Source organism: Stenotrophomonas sp. CFBP8994 (assembly GCF_034044835.1).
In the GTDB taxonomy this organism is placed as follows: domain Bacteria; phylum Pseudomonadota; class Gammaproteobacteria; order Xanthomonadales; family Xanthomonadaceae; genus Stenotrophomonas; species Stenotrophomonas rhizophila_A.
In genome coordinates this window covers 632,194-645,428 of record NZ_JAXCWT010000003.1, presented here as the reverse complement: position 1 = coordinate 645,428, position 13,235 = coordinate 632,194, and the positions used below count along the sequence as shown (strand labels likewise).

16 protein-coding genes are annotated in these 13,235 nt (G+C 60.4%); 9 read left to right on the top strand and 7 right to left on the bottom strand.

Going from position 1 to position 13,235, the window contains the following annotated elements; translation table 11 throughout:
- Positions 1 to 11: 11 nt before the first annotated feature.
- Positions 12 to 755, bottom strand: a complete 744-nt coding sequence (locus tag SOM39_RS11325) for an SDR family oxidoreductase (protein ID WP_320458385.1) — start codon at positions 753 to 755, stop codon at positions 12 to 14.
- A gap of 138 nt (positions 756 to 893) precedes the next feature.
- On the opposite strand from SOM39_RS11325, the gene SOM39_RS11320 reads away from it, so the two are divergent.
- Positions 894 to 1,790 (top strand): AraC family transcriptional regulator, encoded by an 897-nt coding sequence (locus SOM39_RS11320; protein WP_320458384.1) that lies wholly within the window; start codon positions 894 to 896, stop codon positions 1,788 to 1,790.
- Between the two features lie 71 nt (positions 1,791 to 1,861).
- Here SOM39_RS11320 and SOM39_RS11315 read toward each other — a convergent pair whose 3' ends face one another.
- Positions 1,862 to 2,611, bottom strand: coding sequence for a glucose 1-dehydrogenase (locus tag SOM39_RS11315; protein ID WP_320458383.1), 750 nt, complete (start codon positions 2,609 to 2,611; stop codon positions 1,862 to 1,864).
- 188 nt (positions 2,612 to 2,799) lie between these two features.
- Between SOM39_RS11315 and SOM39_RS11310 the strand changes: the two genes are divergently transcribed.
- Positions 2,800 to 3,693, top strand: a complete 894-nt coding sequence (locus tag SOM39_RS11310) for an AraC family transcriptional regulator N-terminal domain-containing protein (protein WP_068854500.1) — start codon at positions 2,800 to 2,802, stop codon at positions 3,691 to 3,693.
- 8 nt (positions 3,694 to 3,701) lie between these two features.
- Here SOM39_RS11310 and SOM39_RS11305 read toward each other — a convergent pair whose 3' ends face one another.
- Positions 3,702 to 4,088 (bottom strand): LysR substrate-binding domain-containing protein, encoded by a 387-nt coding sequence (locus SOM39_RS11305; protein ID WP_249833515.1) that lies wholly within the window; start codon positions 4,086 to 4,088, stop codon positions 3,702 to 3,704.
- On the opposite strand from SOM39_RS11305, the gene SOM39_RS19290 reads away from it, so the two are divergent.
- The 7 genes from SOM39_RS19290 (at position 3,994) to SOM39_RS11280 (ending at position 9,825) form a co-directional block, all read left to right on the top strand.
- Positions 3,994 to 4,284 carry an SDR family oxidoreductase gene (locus SOM39_RS19290; protein ID WP_414715871.1) on the top strand — a complete coding sequence of 97 codons (291 nt, stop codon included), beginning with the start codon at positions 3,994 to 3,996 and terminating at the stop codon, positions 4,282 to 4,284. The genes SOM39_RS11305 and SOM39_RS19290 overlap by 95 nt on opposite strands.
- A 299-nt stretch (positions 4,285 to 4,583) precedes the next feature.
- Complete coding sequence (locus tag SOM39_RS11300; RefSeq protein WP_249833513.1) at positions 4,584 to 5,084, top strand: carboxymuconolactone decarboxylase family protein; 501 nt, start codon at positions 4,584 to 4,586, stop codon at positions 5,082 to 5,084.
- Positions 5,081 to 5,512, top strand: coding sequence for a cupin domain-containing protein (locus SOM39_RS11295; protein ID WP_320458382.1), 432 nt, complete (start codon positions 5,081 to 5,083; stop codon positions 5,510 to 5,512). The genes SOM39_RS11300 and SOM39_RS11295 overlap by 4 nt, the downstream gene beginning before the upstream one ends.
- Positions 5,513 to 6,218: 706 nt before the next feature.
- Positions 6,219 to 7,046, top strand: coding sequence for an HNH endonuclease (locus SOM39_RS19285; protein WP_414715873.1), 828 nt, complete (start codon positions 6,219 to 6,221; stop codon positions 7,044 to 7,046).
- Complete coding sequence (locus SOM39_RS11290; RefSeq protein ID WP_320458381.1) at positions 7,043 to 7,456, top strand: hypothetical protein; 414 nt, start codon at positions 7,043 to 7,045, stop codon at positions 7,454 to 7,456. Before SOM39_RS19285 ends, SOM39_RS11290 begins: the two co-directional genes overlap by 4 nt.
- Positions 7,457 to 8,079: 623 nt before the next feature.
- Entirely contained in the window at positions 8,080 to 8,775 is a 696-nt protein-coding gene (locus SOM39_RS11285) for an AbiV family abortive infection protein (protein WP_320458380.1), read from the top strand.
- Between the two features lie 726 nt (positions 8,776 to 9,501).
- Complete coding sequence (locus SOM39_RS11280; RefSeq protein WP_320458379.1) at positions 9,502 to 9,825, top strand: SymE family type I addiction module toxin; 324 nt, start codon at positions 9,502 to 9,504, stop codon at positions 9,823 to 9,825.
- A gap of 251 nt (positions 9,826 to 10,076) precedes the next feature.
- Here SOM39_RS11280 and SOM39_RS11275 read toward each other — a convergent pair whose 3' ends face one another.
- The 4 genes from SOM39_RS11275 to SOM39_RS11260 form a co-directional block, all read right to left on the bottom strand.
- A complete protein-coding gene (locus tag SOM39_RS11275) occupies positions 10,077 to 10,748 on the bottom strand; it encodes a LysE family translocator (protein WP_320458378.1) in 672 nt (223 codons plus the stop codon).
- Between the two features lie 203 nt (positions 10,749 to 10,951).
- Positions 10,952 to 11,338, bottom strand: coding sequence for a VOC family protein (locus tag SOM39_RS11270; RefSeq protein ID WP_320458377.1), 387 nt, complete (start codon positions 11,336 to 11,338; stop codon positions 10,952 to 10,954).
- Positions 11,339 to 11,444: 106 nt separating this feature from the next.
- The gene (gene purU, locus SOM39_RS11265) at positions 11,445 to 12,296 is read right to left on the bottom strand and encodes a formyltetrahydrofolate deformylase (RefSeq protein WP_320458376.1); all 852 of its coding nucleotides are present in this window, start codon (positions 12,294 to 12,296) and stop codon (positions 11,445 to 11,447) included.
- 53 nt (positions 12,297 to 12,349) lie between these two features.
- Entirely contained in the window at positions 12,350 to 13,231 is an 882-nt protein-coding gene (locus SOM39_RS11260; RefSeq protein WP_320458375.1) for a hypothetical protein, read from the bottom strand.
- Between the last annotated feature and the right edge of the window lie 4 nt (positions 13,232 to 13,235).

Sequence of the window (13,235 nt, the reverse complement as noted above, 5' to 3'; positions counted from 1 at the left end):
CCGGTTGCGAACTAGATGTTGTAGCCGCCTGCAACTTCAATGGTCTGCGCATTGACCCAGGCCTGCTCGTCACCGAGCAGCCCGGCAATGACGCGGCCCACGTCGTCCGGCTCACCTACCCGGCCCAGTGCGGTCTGCGACGCCAGCAGGGCTTCGAATTCATCATTGAGGCCGCCGCCCAGCTCGGTACGGATCGCCCCGGGCGCCACCGCATTCACCCGGATGCGGCGTTCGCCGAACTCCTTGGCCATGTAGCGGGTAAGCACTTCCAACCCGCCCTTGAAGGCGGCATAGGGCGCCACCCCGGCGGTGGCCACACGCGTGGTGGCACTGGTGACGTTGACGATGCTTGCGCCGGTACCCAGCAGCGGCAGCAGTGCCTGGGTGAGGAAGAACGGTCCCTTCAGGTGCACGTTGAACAGACCGTCGAACTGTTCCTCGGTCACCGTCTCGATCGGATTGAACAGCCCGAAGCCGGCGTTGTTCACCAGGCCATCCAGCACGGAGGCGTCCCAGGTGCCCTGCAAGGTGTCCTTCACCGTCGCGGCAAACGCCGCAAAGCTTCCGGTGTTGCCCACATCCAGCTGCAGGGCCACTGCCGTGCCGCCTTCTGCCTGGATACGCTCCACTACCTGCTGGGCAGCATGGGGCTGGGCGTTGTAGGTGAGGACGACGCCCATGCCGCGCTGCGCGCAGTGCAACGCGGCGCTGGCACCAATGCCACGGCTGCCGCCGGTGATCAGTACGTGCTTCATGCAGGTAGTCCTGTGCAGTGAGGGGAGATGCACAGGCTAGGGTCGCCGGCTGCGGCGCGCCGACCTGATCCTCGCCAATTCCTGCCTATTCCTGCTTTCCGCCTTGCCAGCCCCCTGCGGCGGGTGTCCAATGTGTACATGGACAACGCACTGGAAGAACTGCGCCGCCTCGCGGCGCATGCCGAGAATCGCCGTACCGATACGGGCATTCCCCGCGTTGCCATGGTGCAGGGCGAGATCCCGGAGCATGCCCTGGCGGCTGTGTACGAGCCGATGATCAACCTGATCCTGCAGGGAAGCAAATCCATGACGGTGGGTGAGAAGACCCTCGAGTACGACCCGGCCACGTACTTCATCATGTCCGTGGACCTGCCGGCGGTGGGTGCGGTGCACCCGGCCAGCACCGGCGAGCCGTACCTGGCGGTGAGCCTCACGCTGGACCTTGGCATCATCGCAGCGTTGTTGTGCGACACCACCGATCCCGCCACGGGGCGCGGCGAGCCCTCCACCCAGACCGAGGCCTTCAACGTCGCCGCCGTCACCCCCGAACTGATGGATGCGTGGGTGCGGATGCTGCGCCTGATGGAACGCCCCGGCGAGATACCTGCGCTGGCCCCGGCCTACGAGCGCGAGATCCTGTACCGCGTGCTGCAGGGACCACACGGATGCATGCTGCGGCAGTTGGCCACGCCGGATTCGGCGCTGGCGCGAATCAGCAGCGCAATCCAGCGCATCCGCAGCGACTATGCCAAACCGCTGCGCATCGCGGCATTGGCCGAACAGGTGGCAATGAGCGAGTCTGCGTTCCACCGCCACTTCAAGTCCGCCACCGCGCTGAGCCCGCTTCAGTACCAGAAGCAGCTGCGCCTGCTGCAGGCCCGTCAGATTCTGGCGACGCGCGGAACCAGCGTTACCGCAGCCGCGCTTGATGTGGGCTATGAGAGCCCCACCCAGTTCACCCGCGAGTACGCGCGTGCTTTCGGTCTGCCGCCCTCGCAGGATGCGGCGCGAATGGTCGCGAGTCGGCGCGGTTAAATCGCTTGAGGATCTGAACTTCAGAAGGGGGCAGGCGCACGCACCGGTGCGCCTGCGAACGTGCTCAACGATCAGTAGCCAACGCCACGCACGCCACCGGATGACCGGATCGATTCGCCGGTAACCCAATTCGCATCATCTGATGCAAGGAACACAGCGAGCCGCGCAATGTCTTCCGGCTCGCCGAAACGGCCGAGTGGCGTGCCTGCCAAGAGCTTCTTACCAAGCTCGCCGGTGAAATTGCCACTGGTTCCCGGGGTGTTCGTATGGCCTGGCAGAATGGAGTTGACCCGGATTCCGCGCCCACCCATCTCGCGCGCGAGGGCAAACGTCAGGGTATCCACCGCGCCTTTGGTAGCCGCGTACACGCTGGACGCCAAGTACGGGTCGGTACTGAGGATCGAGCTGATATTGATGATGCTGCCTGAGGAACCAAACAGCTTTGACGCCTCGCGAATGGCCAGCAGATACCCCAGTACGTTCAGATTGAACTGCTTGTGAAACGCATCTTCGGTCAGGTCTTCGATCATCTCAAAGACTGCCACACCGGCGTTGTTGACCAGGATATCCAGGCGACCGTACTCGGATCTCACCGTGCTGAACAGGTTGACCACGTCTGCAGAATTGCTCATGTCGGCCTGCGCTGCCAGCGCTTTACCCCCGCGGAGCTCGATCTCGTCAACGACACGTTCTGCGTCACTTCTACTGGAGGCGTAGTTCACCACCACTGTCGCGCCTTCTGCGGCAAGGGCCTTCGCTATTCCGGCGCCAATGCCTTTCGAGCCGCCGGTGACGACAGCAATTTTTCCGTCTAGTTTCATGTGCTGAGTTCTCTATGAGTAGGATCACTCGGTGGAAGCTGGTGCAGTTCCTTCTCGGCGCTGCGCTTTCACCGGGCCACCAGTATTGGACGGCCTGGAGCCTCCACGCGTGCCCTTTACTCGCACATCCTTGCCTATTCTTATCACTCGCCTGGCTATTCTCTACGCGGGGGCCCATGATCAACCTCATGAACGATTCAATGGCTGAGCTGCGCTCGATCGTCACGCGGGCGGGGGACAGATGGACCGAGACAGGCATCCCAAGGGTCGCCATGGTTCACGCTGAAGCCTGCGCCAGTCAGGTTTACCAACCGATGCTCCATCTGGTCCTGCAAGGCTCAAAGACACTATCGATCGGCGATCAGCTGCGCCGCTACGAGGCAGGAACGTATTTCATCGTCCCCGTTGATATTCCGGCCACGGGACAGATCTTTCCAGGAGAAGGCGGGCAGGCCTACATGGCAACCAGTCTCACCTTGGAACCCGCCATCATCGCGAGCATATCGGGCGGCGCAGAAGCGGCACCCGCGACGTGGCGAGCGGCTTGTTTCGCCCCGACGCAAGCGTCATCGGAGATGACCGACGCTTGGCTGCGCATGATGCGCCTGGTTGACCGCCCTGGCGATAGGGAAGTCATGGCGCCTCTGATTGAGAGAGAGATCCTGTTCAGAGCCCTGCAGGGACCTCTTGGCGGTGCACTGCGTGAGATCTCCCAGCCAGATGGTCGCCTGTTTCAGATCCGCAGAGCGATCCAATGGATCCGCGAGAACTTCTCCAAGCCATTTCGAGTGGAGCCGCTGGCCGCGATGGCCGACATGAGTGTCGCCGCCTTCTATCGCCATTTCAGGTCTGTTACGGCCATGACACCCATCCAGTACCAAAAGCGGCTTCGCCTTCTTAGGGCGCGATGGTTGCTGCTGTTCGAGCCTCGCGACGCTGCGTCGATTGCATTTGAAGTCGGGTATGAAAGCGCCTCACAGTTCAGCCGTGAGTACGCACGGCTCTTCGGCCTACCACCTTCCCGCGACGCTGCCCGTTTCCGGGCAGGTGAATATGCTGACCCCATCAGCCCAGCAGCGTAACTCCCCCGTCAGGCTCTCAGGAGCTCGCGCATCTCAGCTGCGACGAAGTCGGTGAGCAGCCGAACGCGCGCCGGCAGCATACGGCCAAATGCATGGATGGACTGCAAGGGCAAGCCAGGCAGGCGCTGCGATGGCAGCACCTGAACCAACGTGCCGTGGTCCAGGTCGTCTTGAACGGAGCAGCGAGTGAGGTGCGCCACGCCCACATCCGCCAGGGCCGATGCCCGCAGTGCTGCGCCGGTATCCAGGCACACTCGACCGTTCGGCTGCACACTGGTGCGCCCTGCCTTCCTGCAGGCAATGAATGATCGGATCCCGGCAAGACGCATGGGCGCGGCGGAAGAACGGGCCAGTGCCGCAATCTTCCTTGCCTCGAGTGAGAGCAGCTTCGTCAATGGCGCCGAACTGCGCATCGACGGCGGCAGTACTTGTCTTGGGGCTGCCGTAGCGGAAACCTGGTCGATAGGACGCCACCTGCCTTTCCGGATGGGTGGCGATCCGCCCAGTCTTGCTGATGGAGGCTCGATACGGGGCAATCCCTGTTCATGGCGCTCATCCCATCGGTCGGGTTGGAGGGTCCCACGAAAGTAAGAACAGGCGGATACCGGGGGTCATCTCACTTAGAGCGCCGAGATAGGCATCCCACGCCTCCGGGGCCACGTCGTCTGCGAGTGGATTGGCCGGGTTGCTCGCCTCCGGCGGTGGCGCGCATGCGCAGAATGGATTGTCCATGTCAGGTAGACGCCCCGGAGCACTGCCCTGTGACGCTTCCACTGTTGCGCGGAAGTAAACACTGGCGTTACCCGCAGGTGTCTACCCGGGGCGAGTGGGCGGGCATAACGTGGCACCGCACTGCAGTCCCCCCGCGCCCCTTCCCAGGACCCAAGATCATGACCCAACGTCTCGACTACCAGCAGCAGTCCCCCGAGCTGACCAAGAAGCTCATGGAACTCAGCATGGCTGAAGCAAAGAGCTCCATCGAAGCGTCCATCCGCCATCTCGTGCATATCCGCGCCTCGCAGCTCAACGGCTGCGCGTTCTGCGTCGATATGCACGTCAAGCAGGCCACCATCCACGGTGAAAGCGCACTGCGGCTTCATCATGTCGCCATCTGGCGTGAGTCCAACCTGTTCACACCGCGCGAGCGTGCGAGCCTGGCGTGGACCGAGGCGCTGACCTGCATTCCGAGCCAGGGCGTGCCGACCGAACTGTATGAGCGCGTTCGCGGTCATCTCGCTGAGAACGAGATCTCCGATCTCACCTTCGTGATCGCGGGCATCAACGCATGGAACCGCATCAACGTGGCTTTCCTTGCCGTTCCGGGTTCCTTCGACAAGGCATGGGGACTGGACAAGGCGGGCCTGTCCGTCGCCCCGGCGGTGGCGCAATGAACGCGCGCGCGATGTGGGCGGCAATCGCTCTCTCCATGGCCCTCTGCCTGCTTTCCGGCGCCGCCATCGCGCACGGGGGCACGCATGCAACCGATGCGCCGCACGCGGTTGTTGCCGAGGTGGCATCGCAGGCGCTGCAGGACTACCCGGGCAAAGAGATCACGCTCATCACCGTGGACTACCCACCGGGTGCGGTTGACCCCATCCACCGCCACGATGCGCACGCCATCGTGTACGTGCTCGACGGCACCATCATCATGGGTGTGAGGGGAAAGCCTGAGCAGACCATCAAGGCCGGCGAGACCTTCTATGAGGGCCCGAACGATATCCACACCGTGGGCCGCAATGCCAGCCAGACTAAGCCCGCCAGGTTTGTGGTCTTCCTGCTGAAGGAAAAAGAGAAGCCGCTGCTTATTCCGGCCAAGTAATATCGCGCGGACCGCAGGCATGCGCGGCGTGCGGTTCGCTGGCCTGCGAAGAAGGCTATGCCGCAGTGACGTCAATTGCAGCCTGCTGGCGAAGCGCCACCAACGCACGTTGGTGGCGGCCCAGAATTGGCACTTGGCTGATCACTCTTTTTTTGCCGCCCAGCAGTCGGGGATCGGACACCCGCGAATCTGATCCTGCGCACGTGCACCCGCCGGCATGTGGATTCCTATAGTGGCATCCGCCAGAACCAGTAGACTCGCGGCGGCCGCCCCGCAAAGGTGATGGCCGGCTGGCGCGCGACTACTACGTGCTGTGGAGCGCGCAGGACGCGGTGAAGGCCGGGCTCGGGTGAAGTTCATTTGGTAGCTGACGCGCCCGGTGGCTGGGGCCAATGACGAGACGGTGCGTGAGGCGTTGGCCAACTCGAATACTGCGGTGACCTAACCCGCAGGACCGCCACTCCCCCGGGTGGGCGACGGTGCTGCCCCCGCATTCGGTAGGTCACGACCGTTGGTCCTGGCCCAAGCATCGTTACCCCCTTTCCCACTCCCAGGCGTGGGGCCAGCGAGTGATATCCGCTTACGGTCAAAAGCGGATGGCCAGACGGGCACCTACCCAGCCCATCTTTCAAGCGTTTGCGTCTTAGCGATCGCCTGTCCCTTCTGGGCCAAACTGAGTAGCATTAATAAGCCAAAAATCACGGCGATGCCGGCGGGAAGGCGCCCTGCGCGAGATTCATCCGGGGATTTAAACACAGCTCACAATGTGTTCAACTATTGCTTAGTCCGCTCGGCCCACAGCTTAAAGTTGCGACCCTTTCCGTCCGCTAGCTCTATCAATAGGTTCCCAGGACAATCACCAGTGTCGATTAGCGACAACACAGTCAAGCTCTTGTGGGGCCGCGCGGCAGGCACTTGTTCCAATCCAATTTGCCGAACAGACCTCACTGTCCTCTTGGAGGACGGTCGAGGCTTCAACGTCGGCGAGATGGCGCATGTCATAGCCAGGAGACCTACTGGCCCCCGCGGGGTTGGTATTGGTGGAAGCGATGAGTATGAGAACTTAGTCTTACTCTGCCCGACTTGCCACCGCATCGTGGACAAGGCTCCTGCGGGGAGTTATTCAGTAGCCATGCTCCACCAGTGGAAGCAAGATCACGAAAGTAGTGTCCGATCTAATGGGGCCGCGCTTAAGTTTCACGGCGTGGGGGAGCTGAAGAGCTTTGTCGCTCGGTTGCTCTACGAAAATAAGGTCTTGTGGTCTAGCCTTGGGCCCCAGTCCCTAGTCGCTCAGGCGGATCCAGGTTCTAACATGCACGAAGTCTGGGTGCTGCGGAAGCTAGACACAGTCGTCCCGAACAACACCAAGATCGTTAACGCAGTCGAAGCAAATATTGCCTTACTAAACTCAGCCGAAACTGCATCGTTCTTCCATTTTAAGGTTCACGCGCAAGCCTTCGAGCGACATCAATACATACGACTGGACACATACCCAATGTTCCCCTCAGAGTTTGAGAAGGCAATGCTTTCATGAGCGAACGCAATAGTTGGGGCGTAAGTTTTTCCCATATCTCTTGGTTCGAAAGGCTACTGAGTGCTCATGGAAACTGCGGGACGCTTAGTCGACATGATGATCTAGTGTTCGAGCTTAGCCGAAAGCGGCAGGCGGATCAGCTCTCTATTGTTTGTCTAAACGAATACACAATGGGCCTTACTGCCGTTCAGCGCGTGATTCATGAGTTTGGGAAACCTTCTATCATCTACATCGGGGGCGGATGGTGCGGCTACACAGAACAAGCAAAACAATTCTGCCTGTCGGAGCGTATCGGCTTATATGTTACCAATGAAATGTCAGGAGCGCTGTGGGCCACTGAGTATTGGGCTTATCACCAGCGTGACAAGGACGGCAATCCAATCCATCACCTCAGCAGAGATCAGGCTTAGGGCTGTATATGGTTTCGGGTCAGCCTTCCGCGGCGAGCTCTTCCGCGACATTGACATCCTTGCCGTAGCCAAGGCTCAACCGACAGTGGCGCTCGACACGTTCTACGATCTGCGGGCTGCGCTCGAAAGCGCAACAAGAATCTATGGAGCCCCCATCCACATAACTATGCTTACAGAAATCGAGTTCGCGTCAAGGCCACTCAGGTGCATGGATCTACTGACGCCTCTGTGGGGTGTTGAACCTCAGCCTGCGTTCAAGGCTACCGGCGCCTCAACTCCATGTTCAAGCGGTCGCTTATCAATAGACTAAGTCGGCACTAGGTCTAGCGGACATAAGAGGCTAGGCTAGTCTGCTCACTTAGCCTACAAGCGCGTCCGGCCACTGACGGTCGCGCGCGTCAGAGCCCGGCATCGGCATCGGCGGCGTCAGTGACGGGACATCTACCTTGGGTAGATCTCCGCAATCGTGCGGATGCAGGCAAAGCAATAGTAGGCCTGACTGTCCAAGTTCGCAGTTAGCATTTCGCTTTCTTGTAGAGTATGCGCGCATCCTGCACTGAGGTACCATCCAGCGGGTACCAACGACCCCGCCGGCCTCTTTCCGCGCTTTGGAAACGTAACCCATGGATCTGAAACCGGAGATCACCGCACGCGTGCGATGTTTCATTAAGGGCGCCGAGATGATCCACTTCAACGCCGCCGCCCTCTATCGCGAGGCCCTCATTCTTCGGGCCGCTGGTGCGTTCGCCCGCGCCTCTGTACTCCATCAGATCTCGATGGAGGAATGTTCGAAAGTGGACACAATTGGCGCCGTCGTTGTCTCTATCCTCGCGGGTCAGGAGGTCGATGAGGCGTCGCTGACGAAAAATTTTCGAGATCACAAAGCCAAGAATTACGCGAACGCTTACAACGCAGAGCCAACGGACGAGGAACATTCTGCTCGCGAGCGCCGCGATTGGGAAGCCGCCCAGGCTGCATTTAGAAAGTTCCAGAAAGACTTTCACAAGAGCATGAACGACATCAAGAAAGCGGGCCTGTATGTGGACTACAACGATGGCACTTTTTCCGCGCCAGTGGATACTGTCAATGAAGCGATGTCCATTGCCTGCATGCAACTTAACGCAGACTTCCTCCGTCGAGGGGAAGACTTCATTCGCCTGATGAAGCGCATTGGGGCAGAGCCTGATCGGTACGCGAAAGCATTCCTTGCGTTCTTCAGTAACACTGAAGCAATGCGGTTGAAGGATGAATTGGATGCCGAGGCTATAGTTCAGGCTATTGTTGAACAGATGCGACACCAACTTGGAGGCAGTGGCTAGAGCGGGATGTGGCTGCTCGCAGAAGTGGCTTCATGCAACGCGGAGTTGCCCCGTAGTCCAAGAACGAATTCACCGCATTAAGAATCGGTTCGCCGGCTGAGATGCTTCGTCGGAAGCGATTCGCAAGCATTGGCTGGGCTCTCGTCTCGCGTAACTCCAAGCTAGCCCTCACGATAGCCCCCGTCTATTTCGATATCTCTCACAATGCCGATCAAATCGCGGCGCAGTCGCAGTAGCCCCGGAAGTACTCTGCAGGGCCCACCTCCACCGCCACAAACCTTCCAACGGTGAGCTCCGTATTGCGCCTGGAATGTCTTGCGATGCTCAGCGCATCCGGTGTCTCTTACGACATCCTTATCTCTCGCTCCATTCGGCGTGCAGCTGCGCGCGGCACGATGGATACCCTTGATGTTCTGGGATGCCCGTCCCAATAAGCACACAGTGAATACACAGTTCTTGCTCACTTGCGTCACACCATTGACCCGATGAATCGAACATCCCGGTATGCTGGCCAATAATCAACTTCTGTTCTATTGATCAGGGATGCATCTTCTGCATTCGGGGCTTGATATCCCCTCACTAGGTCTATGGAAGTGCGAAGTTCTACGTCGGGAGGGTGGCGAATAAAACACCCCCTGGGAAATAAGTCACGCCGTCGACCTAGCGGATATCAACCTCCCGACTCCCTTGTCGCCGACAAGGGAGTACTTCCGATGGAGTAGACGCATGCGCAGTTCAAAGATGGATTCATGCAACGATGCCAGCCAGCAGGTTGGCATCGGCTGGTATCAGCCCAAGAGCCTACGCATTTCCGCCCTGCGGCACCCTGCCGGCAACATCCTGCCGCCGGGTCTGTCCATTCCCTGCCTGTCGCTTTGCGGGGTATGGATGGAGCGGTTGGGGTTCAAGACGGGTCATCGTGTGTTTGTAGAGGTGGCACCCGGGCGCGTTACATTGACGCTGGATGAGACGCCGGTGCCATTGCCGTATCGATATCGCAAGCACGAGCCGAAGAAGGAGCGCTCACGCAAGGAGCGTTCGGAACAGTAGAGAATGACGCGGAATCCGGGTAGAGCCGGGCCCTGCCCGGCTGCTGCTTCTACGCCCTGAGCACCCATCACAGCGCCTAAAAAAACAAACCCCCTTGCGGGGGTTTCGCGGATGCCCTTAGGGATCACTCCCATCAAACGGCCAAAGCCTGTAACCAGTGGCGGCATCTGGACACTTCAGGCCTTCGCCCAAAGCTCCGTATACATCCAGATGGGGGCATATTACACGGTAGGGGCTCTCTGTCGGACTGCTTACGCTACGAACACCAGCCTCAGCGCAAACCCGATCAGCAGCACGCCCATCACCCGTTCGAACCAGTGGCTGGCGCGCATGAAGCGCTGGCGTACGGCTGCTGTGGAGAGCGCTACGCTGACCAGGACGAACCATGCCGCGTTGACCAGGCACATCCACAGGCCGTAGAGCATCTGTACGGGGAGCGGTGTCTTTGCGCTGACCAGTGTTGTGAACACCGCCAGGAAGAACAGGGTCGCCTTGGGGTTGGTGGCGTTGGTCATGAAGCCGATGGCGAAGGCTTGTCTGGGGGTTTGCTGCGCGACTTCACTCGGCCCGTCGGGAGTGGCCTCGCCGCCCGTGCTGGGCTTGCTGCGGAGGAACTTGATGCCGAGGTAGAAGATGTAGGCCGCGCCCAGCCACTTGGCTGCGGTCATCAGCCAGGGGGTTGTGTGCAGTAGTGCGCCTACGCCGATGAGGGTGTAGAGGACATGGACCGAGATGCCTGCACCTATTCCCAGCGAGGTGTAGATGCCTGCTTTTCGGCCGAAGCGGACGCTTTGACGGACGGCTACTGCGAAGTCTGGGCCAGGGGCTATTACTGCAAGCAGGTGGACTATCGCCAAGCTTAGGAATTCTGCCCAGTAGGGTGCGAACACTGTTGACTCCGTGGTGGTGCGGTGGCGCTCCATTCTCCGTGCGGTGCCGCCTGGGGGCCGGCACTACCGCACGGTTTTCTGCCGGTATCGTGAAGGCCGGCCAACGGCCGGGGCTACCGGGTCTCTTGCGACTGTGGGGTCGCTATCAGAAGACTGCGGCGCGGTGTCCGTCGAGCATGCCTGCGGACGACGCGGCCCAGTATCTGTGACCTGTAGTCTGGCTCAGAATCCCTCGGCTAGTTTGCAGAAAGGTACTCGGAGATCTCTATCAGGTTGAGTTCGGGGTCCCGGACGTACACAGATCGGATCTTGCCCAATGCACCGGTGCGCTCGACGGGACCCTGTTCGATCTTCACGGAGTTGCTGCCTAGCTTCTGGATGACCTCATCCAATGGAACTGCGGTAATGAAGCAGAGGTCCAGGGAGCCCGGCACAGGTAGGTGCGCCTTGGGTTCAACCTCATGTCCCTTGATGTGCAGATTGATCTTCTGGTTGCCAAACCGGAATGCCTTTCTGCCCGCCCCGAACGTTTCCAGGGTCATCCCCAAGACGTTGACGTAGAAGTGGGTAGTGGCCTCCTCTGCAGATGTGGTCAGCACGAGGTGATCCAGGTGGTCGATCATGGGGGCGGTCGCAGTTGGGCGGTGGCTTTATCGTAGCCGTATGCACATTGCACGTTGTGGCGCCTTGCAGCCTAAAGGCGCCCAGCAGGAGGAGCCGCCCCATCGGTTACCTGAATACAACGGTGCGGTGCCCGTTGAGGATGATGCGGTGCTCTACGTGCCTGCGTACGGCACGCGCCAGTACCTGCGATTCGGTGTCGCTGCCGAGGCGGACCAGGTCGCGGGGGGTCATGGCGTGGTCTACCCGCGCGACGTCCTGTTCGATGATCGGGCCTTCGTCGAGATCGGAGGTGACGTAGTGGGCCGTTGCGCCGATGATCTTTACCCCGCGCGCGTGGGCCTGGTGGTACGGCTGCGCGCCCTTGAAGCTGGGCAGGAAGCTGTGGTGGATGTTGATCGCCCGCCCGGCCAGTGCCTGGCACAGACGCGGTGAGAGGATCTGCATGTAGCGCGCCAGCACTACCAGGTCGATCTGTTCGCGCTCGACCAGATCGATGATCTGTTGTTCCTGCACTTCCCGGTTGTCTGCATTCACCGGCAGGTGGTGGAACGGGATGCCGTACGAACCGGCCAGCGGGCCGAAATCCTCGTGGTTGGAGGCCACTGCGGCGATGTCCACCTGCAGCTGGCGGCTGTGCGCCCGGAACAGCAGGTCATTGAGGCAGTGCCCCTGCTTGCTCACCAGCACCAGCAGGCGCGCACGGCGGCGGGCGTCGTGCAGCTGCCAGTCCATCTTGAAGTCGGTGGCCAGCCCGGCCATGCGGCTCTGGATGGTGTCGATGGGCTGGCGCGGGTCGCGGTCGAAATGCACGCGCAGGAAGAACCGGCCGCTTTCGTCATCGCCGAACTGCTGCGCATCCAAAATGTTGCAGCCCTGCTCGAACAGCAGGCCGGAAACGCGGTAGACGATCCCGGTACGGTCCGGGCATGAGAGGGTGAGGATGGAGTCAGGGCGCATGGATGAAGTCTATGCCAGCGGCTTCCGAGGCGAAATGGTGTTATCAGATGTAACTATGGAGATCGTCGTCGCTCCATCGGCTCTTCAACCACTCGGCTCCGCCAAGCCTTCAGGGCTTCACCGTCCTCCGGCATCCCGCGAAGGGTATCAATGACCCGGCCATTCTGTAGTAGATGAAACACCGGCGTCTCGTTGGTTGCCACACCCTTCGGCGTACGTCCAGGCACCTCTGCTGCCATCGGGTGGGTTGGGTGGTGCGCGTTCCATTTGCGCATCTCGCCCTCCTCCCATGCAGAGCCTGCGGGCACCAGCAATGTCAGCATGGGTAGCATCCACGACCACGTGCTGCCCTCCATCACTTTCGACATCGCCCGCTGGGAAGGCGCGCAGTGCGGATGTACTACCGCCACGATCTGCCACCCTTCCTGGTTGGGCCACGGTACGTCCATGACGCCATCTCCGCTGAGAAGCAGACGGCGCGGTCCGGTGCCACCTGCCAGCTCCAGGACTGGAAGCTCGGATACCGAGATACCGAACTTGCTGCGGAGCTCATTGGCCGCGCTGAAACGCCTGGACGCCACCAACACCCCATGCACCCTGTGGTGATGATATGGACGCGCGTTGTTCGTCGCCACAATTGCGCCATGGAGACAGATGAGGCGATCGACAAGTAAAGCATCCGGCCTGTGGACTACGACCAGATGCGTCGCAAGAAACAGATCCTCCCTCCTATCGATGGGTATGGAGTCGCATTCCAAGCTTCTCAGTGCGGGAGGTATGCCTTCGTCATAGGCATGACGCATGATCCGTAGGCGATCATCATCTGTTTCTGGCCTACTCTCGATGTCCCGCACCGCATCGTAAAGCGTAGAAGTGCTGCTATCGGGCTTTGGCAAGGCCGACAACAGCACTGTCATCAGCAGAAGAGCCTGCACGCGG

Coding starts and splice junctions, on each gene's coding strand:
- SOM39_RS11325 (WP_320458385.1), bottom strand. CDS start 755: ATGAAGCACGTACTGATCACCGGCGGCAGCCGTGGCATTGGTGCCAGC.
- SOM39_RS11320 (WP_320458384.1), top strand. CDS start 894: ATGGACAACGCACTGGAAGAACTGCGCCGCCTCGCGGCGCATGCCGAG.
- SOM39_RS11315 (WP_320458383.1), bottom strand. CDS start 2,611: ATGAAACTAGACGGAAAAATTGCTGTCGTCACCGGCGGCTCGAAAGGC.
- SOM39_RS11310 (WP_068854500.1), top strand. CDS start 2,800: ATGAACGATTCAATGGCTGAGCTGCGCTCGATCGTCACGCGGGCGGGG.
- SOM39_RS19290 (WP_414715871.1), top strand. CDS start 3,994: ATGAATGATCGGATCCCGGCAAGACGCATGGGCGCGGCGGAAGAACGG.
- SOM39_RS11300 (WP_249833513.1), top strand. CDS start 4,584: ATGACCCAACGTCTCGACTACCAGCAGCAGTCCCCCGAGCTGACCAAG.
- SOM39_RS11295 (WP_320458382.1), top strand. CDS start 5,081: ATGAACGCGCGCGCGATGTGGGCGGCAATCGCTCTCTCCATGGCCCTC.
- SOM39_RS19285 (WP_414715873.1), top strand. CDS start 6,219: ATGCCGGCGGGAAGGCGCCCTGCGCGAGATTCATCCGGGGATTTAAAC.
- SOM39_RS11290 (WP_320458381.1), top strand. CDS start 7,043: ATGAGCGAACGCAATAGTTGGGGCGTAAGTTTTTCCCATATCTCTTGG.
- SOM39_RS11285 (WP_320458380.1), top strand. CDS start 8,080: ATGGATCTGAAACCGGAGATCACCGCACGCGTGCGATGTTTCATTAAG.
- SOM39_RS11280 (WP_320458379.1), top strand. CDS start 9,502: ATGCGCAGTTCAAAGATGGATTCATGCAACGATGCCAGCCAGCAGGTT.
- SOM39_RS11275 (WP_320458378.1), bottom strand. CDS start 10,748: ATGGAGCGCCACCGCACCACCACGGAGTCAACAGTGTTCGCACCCTAC.
- SOM39_RS11270 (WP_320458377.1), bottom strand. CDS start 11,338: ATGATCGACCACCTGGATCACCTCGTGCTGACCACATCTGCAGAGGAG.
- purU (WP_320458376.1), bottom strand. CDS start 12,296: ATGCGCCCTGACTCCATCCTCACCCTCTCATGCCCGGACCGTACCGGG.